Genomic DNA, 9,097 nt, shown 5'->3' on the forward strand with positions numbered 1-9,097 from the left:
AAGGGTAATAAATTTATATTGGAAATTATGTGATTTTGATATAATTACTAGATATAGATTTTTAAAATATGAAAAGGAAAAAATGACAGCGTATATTAGTATAGGAACAACCAATAGTGGCAACCAAGAAAGACAAGGCTTTTTAATGCAAAATGAAAATAAACTTTTGCAACAAGGTTATATCTATCCAAAATCTCTTAGAATGGCAAATAGACATTGGGTTTTAGTCGATATAGTTTTAGAGCTTATAAAAAAAGATAAATTAAGTCAAAATCCATTGGACGATTTAGAAGATGTGCGTTTGATTAAGGCTGTTGAGAATTTCAAAATAGAAGCCACAATGCATAAAGATAAGAAATTTATATTTTCTGCAGAAGGGATAGTTTGGGATTTTTCTACTAAAAGACATATAGAAATTCTTAAAAGTGTTTTAAATGCTTTAGGATTTGATGAAATTTATGAAATTATTTACTTTAGAGATACTCTTGGATATTTAAATTCTCATTGTTCTCAAGATATTAAAAATAATATGGGGTTTTATAGTGCTGATTTTAAGCCTGATGAGCATCCTAGAAAATATATATTTGATTATAAGTGGATTTGTGAGAGCCATATAGAAGTATTTGGTGAAAAAAGTTTAATAGTGAGACTTTTGAAGGAAGAATATGTTGGCGGAACATTACTTAAAGATTTTGTATATCATTTAGGTTTAGAATGGGATGATGAATTTTCATTAAAGCAAAATAAAAATGAAAGTTTTAATCTTTTAGGTATGGAGCTTCAAGGAAGACTTATAAAAAAAGATTTGCATGGGCAAAACATAAATTCTTTACTTTATACGGCTAGAAAAATTTTTGAAGGTGCTAATGAGGATAGGTTGAAATTTAGAGTGCAAAAAGAAATAGCAAAAGCTTATGTTGATTATTATGCTCCTTCACTTGAGTGGGTTAGAGCTAAGTATTTTCCACACAGAAAAAGCTTATTTGAGCCGATTAATTGGGATGAGTATGAAGAAAATCCAACCTTAACCCAAACCAAAGAAAGTGATTGGGATAAAATAGCTGATTTTATAGCAGAAATTATTGTGTCTAAAAATAAAATTATCCAGTCTTTAAAAAGTAATTAACGCAATGTTTTAACATTGCGTTAATTATATGCTTTTTCTAGCATATTTTTGATACTTTGAAAATCTTCAAAATTTTCAGGACTTATAAATTCAGCATTGAGACTTTTTCCATAGTGCTTTTCAATTTCAGCTACTAAAGCCATAATATCAATACTATCTATAATGTCTTCACTTACTAAATTTTGCATTGTTTCATCAATATCGGTTCTCTCTATGTTCATAAAAAATTTTTTAATATTTTGCATATTTATCCTTTTTTTGTTTAAAATAATAATGATTATTATATCTTATTAATATTGAATTTTATAAGAATTTGATAATATATTATCTTTATTAATTTGAGAAAGTTTTAAATGATTGCAAGTGTTATTTGGCTTACAGGTTTAGCAGGTAGTGGAAAAAGTACTATAGGTAAAGCATTATATGAGAAATTAAAAAATGAGCATAAAAACATTATCTATCTTGATGGAGATGAATTAAGAGATTTGCTAGGACATTATAGCTATGATAAGCAAGGTCGTATAGATGTAGCATTAAAAAGATCCCAATTTGCTAAATTTTTAAATGATCAAGGTATGATAGTAGTTGTAACAACCATATCTATGTTTAATGAAATTTATAAATATAATAGAGAAAATTTAAAAAATTATTTTGAAATTTATATTAAATGCTCAATGGAAGAATTAATAAAAAGAGATCAAAAAGGACTTTATACAAAAGCTTTAAATGGTGAAATTAAAAATGTTGTAGGTGTTGATGTAAAATATGATGAACCAAATGCACATTTTATACTAGATAATTCATTGCAGGATAATTTAGATAAAAAGGTCGATATAATATTTGATTTAGTAATAAAGGAGTTTCATGAAACAAGGTGATTTTAGTGAAGTTGCAAAACATTATCACAATAGACCAGCATACTCAAGTATGCTTATAGAAAAGCTCATAAAATGTGTAAATGATCAAAATAAAAGCATATTAAAAGTTGTAGAAGTAGGAGCGGGTACGGGAAAGCTTACTAAAATGCTTGCTGATGAGTTTAACCTTTGTATAGATGCAGTCGAGCCAAATGATAATATGCGTGAAGAGGGTATTAAATTTACTCAAAATTCACAAAATATTACTTGGTATAAAGGCAGTGGAGAAGAAACTACCATGCCTAGTAATTATGCTGATTGGGTAATCATGGCCAGTTCTTTTCACTGGACAGATCCTAAAAAATCCTTACCTGAGTTTGCAAGAGTGCTTACAGGGGGGGGGTATTTCACTGCTATATGGAATCCACGCCATATAGCTAAAGGCTCTGTGTTTTATGAAATTGAAGAGGAAATTAAACATATTATACCAGAGCTTACTCGTGTAAGTAGTGGAACTCAAAATGTTAAAAATTGGGAAGAAATCTTAGTAAGTACTGGAGATTTCACAGACTGCTTTTTTATGGAGTGCGATTATAAAGAGCTTTGGAGTAAAGAGCGTTATCTTGGGGCTTGGCATTCTGTAAATGATATTCAAGCACAAGCTGGAAAAGCTAGATGGGAAGAAATTTTAAAAATGATAGAAAATAAAATTTCTTCTATGGATATGATTGAAATTCCTTATAAAATCCGTGCATGGACGGTGCATAAGGCATAGTAAAATCCTTTAGCTTTTTTAGCTTTGCTATTAAAGTTAAAGGAAAAAAATGGAAAAAATAGTAGAAGAAGTTTGGGATTATACTAAGCATGCAAAATTTTATTCATATAGACCAAATTATGCACCACTTAGTATAGATATGCTAGTAGAGCTTGCTAAAAGAACTAGTCAAAGTTCAAAGATAAAAGTTGCAGATATTGGAGCAGGTACAGGGAATTTAAGTATTATGCTTTTAGAGAGAGCTTGTAAAGTGGTAGCGGTTGAGCCAAATGATGCAATGCGTGAAATTGGTATAGAAAGAACTCAAGGTCAAGATGTAGAATGGGTAAGAGCTACCGGTATTGACTCTACTTTAAAAGATGGAGAGTTTGATTGGGTGAGCTTTGGAAGTAGTTTTAATGTGATGGATAGATCAATGGCGCTAAAAGAAAGTCATAGATTGCTCAAAAAAGGATGTTATTTTACTTGTATGTGGAATCATAGAGATTTAAATGATCCTATTCAAAAAATAGCAGAAGATATTATTGTTAGTTTTGTTCCAAATTATACAAGAGGCACAAGAAGAGAAGATCAACGCCCTATTATAGAAGCACATAAAGAGCTTTTTGATAATATTATTTATTTGGAAGAAGATTTTTACTTTCATCAAAGTGTAGATAATTATATCAATGCTTGGAAAAGTGTAAAAAATCCTTATTGGGATCTTGAGACTAAAGAAGGTAATGAGTTGTTTGAGAAAATCACTGATAAGTTAAAACAAGAATTACCAGGTGAATTTGATATCAAATATACAACAAGAGCTTGGAGTGCAAAAAAAATATAAAAGAGTGATATTATGGATAGATTAGTTTTTCAAACAAAAGCAAGAAATTTACAGAATTTAAAAAATATACTTAAAAATGCAAAAGTTTTAGATGTAGTTATCACTTCTTTAAAAGAAATCATTCAAGATAAAGAAGAAGTGCTTAAAAAAATTATCAATCTAAATGCGAAAAAACTAATCATCCGTAGTTCTTCTAATAGCGAAGATAGTTTAAAAAGTTCCAATGCTGGAGCTTTTTTAAGTTTGGCTAATGTAAATATTAATGATAAAAGCCAACTTTTTAATGCTTTAGAAAAAGTAAGTCATTCTATGCCTAGTGAGAATGATGAAATTCTAATCCAACCTATGCTTTTAGATATTAAAAAGTGTGGTGTTGCTTTTAGTGTAGATAAGGATAATTTTGCTCCATATTTTTGTATAGAATATGATGAAAACGGCTCTAATAGTTCCATTACAGATGGAAGTGCTAAAAATGCTAAAACATATTTTCACTACCGTGAAAATGAAGATATAAAAGATCCATATATGCAAAAAGTTATTTTATTATTAAAAGAACTTGAAAGTTTATATGGTTGTAATTTTTTAGATGTAGAATTTGCTTTTAATGAGCAAGATGAACTTTTTTGCTTGCAAGTTAGACCTTTAATAATGCAAGAAAAAATTAATCTTTTTAATAACCTGCCTAAAGAAGCTTTACATAGACTTTATAAAAGATTTGTATCTTTACAAGAACCAAGATCTAGAGTGCTTGGAGATAAAGCCATTTTTGGTGTAATGCCTGATTGGAATCCAGCAGAAATTATAGGACTTAGACCAAAAAGATTAGCTTTTAGTCTTTATAAAGAAATCATTACAGATAATATTTGGGCTTATCAAAGAAATAATTATGGCTATAGAGATTTAAGATCGCACCCTTTAATCCATTCTTTTTTAGGTATTCCTTATGTAGATGTGAGACTTTCTTTTAATTCTTTTATACCAAAAACACTGGATGAGAGTATTGCTAAAAAGTTAGTTAATTATTATTTAAATAAATTATATGAAAATCATGAGTTACATGATAAAGTAGAATTTGATATAGTATTTTCTTGTTATGATTTTCATATGGCTGATAAATTAGAACGCTTATTAGATCATGGTTTTAATAAAAATGAAATCAAACGCATTGAATTTTCTTTACTAAACCTTACCAATTCTATTGTTAATATTAAAAATGGCTTGTGTTTAAAAGATATAGAAAAATCAAAACAAATGATTGTATATTATGAAAATATTATGCATTCAGATTTTTCACCATTAGATAAAATTTATTGGCTTTTAGAAGAGTGTAAAAGATATGGAACATTACCATTTGCTGGTGTTGCAAGGGCTGCGTTTGTGGCTATGACTATGCTTAATTCTTTGGTGGAAATTGGATTTTTTAGCAAAGAAGAAAAAAATGAATTTTTAAATTCTCTTCATACCGTTAGTAAAACTTTGAGTTATGAATTAGCAACTTTAAATGAAAATAACAAACAAGATTTTTTAAAACAATTTGGTCATTTAAGAGCAGGGACTTATAATATTTTATCTCCAAGGTATGATGAGGATTTTGATGGGTATTTTGATTTAAAACAAAAAAGTGAAATTCAAAAAGAAAAGGAATTTAAGATTAGCGATGATAAATTGCAAAAACTTGATCAAATTTTAAAAGAACATGGAATTGAAGTTAATGCAAAAGAATTTTTTAGCTTTTTAAAAATAGCTATAGAAGGACGCGAATTTATTAAATTTGAATTTAGCAAGCTCTTATCTAAAGCTATATCACTGATAGAGGATCTTGGAAATTATTATGGAATATCTAAAGAAGATATGGCCCATTTGGATATTAAGAGTATTTTAAATTTGTATTCTAGTGTGTATTCTAAAAATCCAAAAGATAAATTTTTGAGTGAAATTAATGAAAACAAACAAGAATATCAATTAAGTTTAGCTATAAAACTTCCGGCTTTACTAACTGATGCACATCAAATATTTGGGTTTTTTACTAGCTATATTCATCCAAATTTTATCACGCAAAAAAGCATTAGTGCTAATATTGCTTTAGAAAATGAACAAGATTTAAAAGGCAAGATAGTGTTAATCTATGCAGCTGATCCTGGATATGATTATTTATTTACTAAAGATATTGCAGGTTTTATCACTTGCTATGGTGGTGCAAATTCACATATGGCTATTAGAGCTTCTGAACTTGCTATGCCTGCTGTTATTGGCGTAGGTGAAGAGAATTTTAAAAAATATCTTCAAGCAAAAAAAATTAAAATTGATTGTCAAAGTGAGCAGATATTTTGTCTATGAAATTTATAGCTATTAGTCAAAGAATTTTAGAAAATCAAGATTATTATGAATTAAGAGAGTGTTTGGCACTTGATTGGGGAAGTTTTTTTAAAAAAGAATTAAGTGAGTTTTTACCTCTTCCATTGAGTTATGAAATTGATTTTAAAAATTATATCTCTAGTATTAGTGCTGTGATTTTAAGTGGGGGTAATGATTTAAGCTCTTGTAAATTTTCTTTTGTTAATCAAAAAAGAGACGAATATGAGAAAAACATTATAAAACATTGTATGCAAGATAATATCCCTTTGCTTGGAATTTGCAAAGGAGCACAGATGATTGCTTCTTATTTTAATTCTACCATTTGTCCTTGTAAAGATCATATTGGAAATCATGAAGTGTATTTAAAAGATCAAATAATTAATGTTAATTCATATCATAATTTTGCTATTAAAACATTAGGTAATGAGCTTGAGGCGTTAGCAAATGCAAAAGATGAAACAATAGAAGCTTTTAAGCATAAAAAATTTAGTATTTATGGTCTAATGTGGCATATTGAAAGAGAAAATGGTATGAGCGAAAAAAGTATTTTTAATGCGTGGTTAAAGGATATAAAATGAGAGCTATAATTTTAGCAGCAGGGTTTGGTTCAAGGTTAATGCCTTTAACAAAGAACAATCCAAAATGTATGGTTGAATATAAAAATAAAAAAATCATAGACTATGAAATTCAAGCTTTAAAAGAAAATAATATTCATGAGATATGTGTAGTTGGTGGATATTTATTTGATGTTTTAAAGGATTATGTAGGTAAAAATCATAATTTGGAGTTGTTTTATAAAAATGAAAACTATGATAAAACTAATATGGTTCAGACTTTATTTTGTGCTAGAGATTTTTTGCAAAAGTGTATTGAGGATGAGCAAGATTTGATTATTTCTTATGCTGATATAGTTTATTTTAAAGATAGTATAGAAAAACTCAAACAATCAAAAGATGATTTTGCTGTTATTGTGGATAAAACTTGGAAAGAACTATGGGTAAAAAGGTTTGAAAATCCACTTGATGATGCTGAAACTTTAAAATTAGATGATGATTTTATAGTAGAGCTTGGCAAAAAAGCAAAAAGTTATGATGAAATTCAAGGGCAATATATAGGCTTATTTAAATTTTCTCATCATTTTTTAAAAGAAGTTTTAAAAACTTATGATGAGCTTGATAGAACTTTACTTTATGATGAAAAAGATTTTAAAAATATGTATATGACAAGTTTTTTACAAATTTTAATTAATAAATACAAAAATGCAAAAGCTATAAAAATCAATGGAAATTGGTGCGAGATAGATTTTATGAGCGATTTAAGAGTGGAGATTTAAGAGTTTTTACTCAAAACCTTCCTATCAATCTTCCCATTTGCATTTAAAGTAAATTGTTCTATTTTAACAAATTTTTTAGGTATCATGTAAATAGGGAGTTTGTCTTTTAAAAAGTTTTTAAAATCTAACTCTTCCTTACTTTCATAAAAGCAAATAATTTCTTCTTTAAAAATACAAGCACAATTTCTTACATTCTCATGAGAATTTATAATACTTTCTATCTCTCCAAGTTCTATGCGATGACCCATATATTTGATTTGATGATCTATCCGTCCATAACATAAAAGTTCGCCAAATTCATTATAAGCTACCACATCACCTGTTTTATAAAGCAAGTCTAGGTAATTATCATGCAAAGGATTTTGCATAAAAGCTTGCTTTGTTTTTTCTTTATCGTTGTAATAGCCTAAAGAAAGACAAGTTCCTCTTACATAAAGCTCGCCTTTAACTCCCACTTGACTTGAAGTAATTAAATTTAAATTCTCATCAAAGACTAAAAGTTGGGTATTTTTACATGCTTTTCCTATAGGCAAAAGCTCATCATCGCTAAATTGTCTATCAACTATGTAAAAAGAGCATACATCGGTAATTTCAGTAGGTCCATAAAGATTAGCAAATAAAGTACTAGAAAGGTATTTACGCCAAATGTTGAGTTGTTTATTTGGCATGATTTCGCCACAAAAAAGAATTTTGTTTAAATGCCTTAGTGTAAAGGCTTCAAGAGCATTGGTATTAGCAAAATAAATCAGCACTGAAGGTACCCAAAAAATTGTTGTTATTTTTTCTTGTTCTAGATACTCTAAAATTTTATTTGGAAAAGCAAAAAGATGATTAGGCAGTATATGAAGCGTAGCTCCCATTTTAACAGAGCTAAATATATCTAATATGCTATTATCAAAGTAAAATGGCGCTTGATTAGCAAGTATATCTTCATGGCTTAGCTTAAAAGTTTCACATACCCAAAAAGTATAATCAATCACACTTTTATGGCTTATACTTACTCCTTTTGGAGTTCCTGTGCTTCCGCTTGTAAAAAAGACATAAAGTAAGTTTGTATCTATGTGATTATTTAAAGCTTTTTCTAAAGCATTTTCATTTATAACAAAGCTTTCAAAATCTTCTGTGAAAATGGTATCAAGATTAAAATCTAAATTTAATTTTTTAGAAGTAATTAAAAGCTTTGGTTTTAAAACTTCTATAACTTTTTCTACACGCTCTTTGGGACTTTTTTCATCTAAAAGTGTATAAAAATTCCCACTTTTTGCTACACCAAAAAAAGAAAGCAGACAATCAATCCCTTTAGGAAGCATGATTAATACAGGATCTTGTGTATTTTTAGTAGGAAGTTTAGAAAGAATTTTACTTGCTATTTTTTTACTTAAATCATCAAATTCTTTATAGCTTATACTTCTACCATTAAACTCAACAAAAGCATTTTTACTTCCAAATTTAGCAACACTTTCTTGTAAAAAATCATTGATATGAGTTGTCATTTTATTCCTTTAGCAAACAATAAGGGTTATCCTTTAAAGCTTTTAATGTTTTTTCTAAATAGTTTTTCATGTTGATATTTATTATATGAGCATTGGAAAAATTTAAAATATTAAAATTATTATCATTTTTTAAAATAGCTACTTGTTTATCAACATCTAAATCTGAATTTTCATTCAATTTCCTAACATAGTATTTAATATTTTTTTGGAGTATTTTACCATCTTCATCAATAATTTTTCCACTAAAATTTTTAAAATATCTATATGGAACATGAGCTTTTTCTTCTATGAAATGACTAAAAGTGTACCCAGCTATTTTAGAGCCAAATAAAACT

The 9,097-nt window shown here is 28.0% G+C and carries 9 protein-coding genes and 1 pseudogene; 7 read left to right on the top strand and 3 right to left on the bottom strand.

Going from position 1 to position 9,097, the window contains the following annotated elements; translation table 11 throughout:
* The first annotated feature begins 82 nt into the window (after window positions 1-82).
* Window positions 83-1,126: an acyl carrier protein gene (locus CAMP5063_RS07820; protein ID WP_263660804.1), complete on the top strand. Its 1,044-nt coding sequence runs from the start codon at window positions 83-85 to the stop codon at window positions 1,124-1,126.
* 20 nt (window positions 1,127-1,146) lie between these two features.
* Here CAMP5063_RS07820 and CAMP5063_RS07825 read toward each other — a convergent pair whose 3' ends face one another.
* Window positions 1,147-1,371, bottom strand: a complete 225-nt coding sequence (locus CAMP5063_RS07825) for an acyl carrier protein (protein ID WP_087698989.1) — start codon at window positions 1,369-1,371, stop codon at window positions 1,147-1,149.
* A 108-nt stretch (window positions 1,372-1,479) separates the two neighbouring features.
* Between CAMP5063_RS07825 and CAMP5063_RS07830 the strand changes: the two genes are divergently transcribed.
* From CAMP5063_RS07830 to CAMP5063_RS07855, 6 genes are read left to right on the top strand one after another with little or no spacing between them, the layout of a single operon-like run.
* On the top strand, window positions 1,480-2,004 hold the full coding sequence (locus CAMP5063_RS07830) for an adenylyl-sulfate kinase (protein WP_337195118.1): 525 nt from the start codon (window positions 1,480-1,482) through the stop codon (window positions 2,002-2,004).
* A complete protein-coding gene (locus tag CAMP5063_RS07835; protein WP_337195119.1) occupies window positions 1,991-2,758 on the top strand; it encodes a class I SAM-dependent methyltransferase in 768 nt (255 codons plus the stop codon). Before CAMP5063_RS07830 ends, CAMP5063_RS07835 begins: the two co-directional genes overlap by 14 nt.
* Window positions 2,759-2,807: 49 nt before the next feature.
* On the top strand, window positions 2,808-3,581 hold the full coding sequence (locus tag CAMP5063_RS07840; protein ID WP_337195120.1) for a class I SAM-dependent methyltransferase: 774 nt from the start codon (window positions 2,808-2,810) through the stop codon (window positions 3,579-3,581).
* A 12-nt stretch (window positions 3,582-3,593) separates the two neighbouring features.
* The gene (locus CAMP5063_RS07845; protein ID WP_337195121.1) at window positions 3,594-5,918 is read left to right on the top strand and encodes a PEP-utilizing enzyme; all 2,325 of its coding nucleotides are present in this window, start codon (window positions 3,594-3,596) and stop codon (window positions 5,916-5,918) included.
* A complete protein-coding gene (locus CAMP5063_RS07850; RefSeq protein ID WP_337195124.1) occupies window positions 5,915-6,514 on the top strand; it encodes a gamma-glutamyl-CDP-amidate hydrolase in 600 nt (199 codons plus the stop codon). Before CAMP5063_RS07845 ends, CAMP5063_RS07850 begins: the two co-directional genes overlap by 4 nt.
* Window positions 6,511-7,269 carry a phosphocholine cytidylyltransferase family protein gene (locus CAMP5063_RS07855; RefSeq protein WP_337195122.1) on the top strand — a complete coding sequence of 253 codons (759 nt, stop codon included), beginning with the start codon at window positions 6,511-6,513 and terminating at the stop codon, window positions 7,267-7,269. The genes CAMP5063_RS07850 and CAMP5063_RS07855 overlap by 4 nt, the downstream gene beginning before the upstream one ends.
* Here the strand turns inward: CAMP5063_RS07855 and CAMP5063_RS07860 are convergent.
* Together CAMP5063_RS07860 and CAMP5063_RS07865 are read right to left on the bottom strand one after the other, a co-directional pair.
* On the bottom strand, window positions 7,266-8,762 hold the full coding sequence (locus tag CAMP5063_RS07860) for an amino acid adenylation domain-containing protein (protein ID WP_337195123.1): 1,497 nt from the start codon (window positions 8,760-8,762) through the stop codon (window positions 7,266-7,268). The genes CAMP5063_RS07855 and CAMP5063_RS07860 overlap by 4 nt on opposite strands.
* A gap of 1 nt (window position 8,763) precedes the next feature.
* Window positions 8,764-9,097 (bottom strand): annotated as a pseudogene (locus CAMP5063_RS07865) (acetyltransferase); the annotation flags it as partial.

It is taken from the genome of Campylobacter sp. RM5063 (assembly GCF_024723655.1).
Lineage (GTDB): Bacteria > Campylobacterota > Campylobacteria > Campylobacterales > Campylobacteraceae > Campylobacter_D > Campylobacter_D lari_D.

What these genes read in the sequence shown, in the direction of transcription:
- CAMP5063_RS07820 (WP_263660804.1), top strand. Translation starts at nt 83, where the DNA reads ATGACAGCGTATATTAGTATAGGAACAACCAATAGTGGCAACCAAGAA.
- CAMP5063_RS07825 (WP_087698989.1), bottom strand. Translation starts at nt 1,371, where the DNA reads ATGCAAAATATTAAAAAATTTTTTATGAACATAGAGAGAACCGATATT.
- CAMP5063_RS07830 (WP_337195118.1), top strand. Translation starts at nt 1,480, where the DNA reads ATGATTGCAAGTGTTATTTGGCTTACAGGTTTAGCAGGTAGTGGAAAA.
- CAMP5063_RS07835 (WP_337195119.1), top strand. Translation starts at nt 1,991, where the DNA reads ATGAAACAAGGTGATTTTAGTGAAGTTGCAAAACATTATCACAATAGA.
- CAMP5063_RS07840 (WP_337195120.1), top strand. Translation starts at nt 2,808, where the DNA reads ATGGAAAAAATAGTAGAAGAAGTTTGGGATTATACTAAGCATGCAAAA.
- CAMP5063_RS07845 (WP_337195121.1), top strand. Translation starts at nt 3,594, where the DNA reads ATGGATAGATTAGTTTTTCAAACAAAAGCAAGAAATTTACAGAATTTA.
- CAMP5063_RS07850 (WP_337195124.1), top strand. Translation starts at nt 5,915, where the DNA reads ATGAAATTTATAGCTATTAGTCAAAGAATTTTAGAAAATCAAGATTAT.
- CAMP5063_RS07855 (WP_337195122.1), top strand. Translation starts at nt 6,511, where the DNA reads ATGAGAGCTATAATTTTAGCAGCAGGGTTTGGTTCAAGGTTAATGCCT.
- CAMP5063_RS07860 (WP_337195123.1), bottom strand. Translation starts at nt 8,762, where the DNA reads ATGACAACTCATATCAATGATTTTTTACAAGAAAGTGTTGCTAAATTT.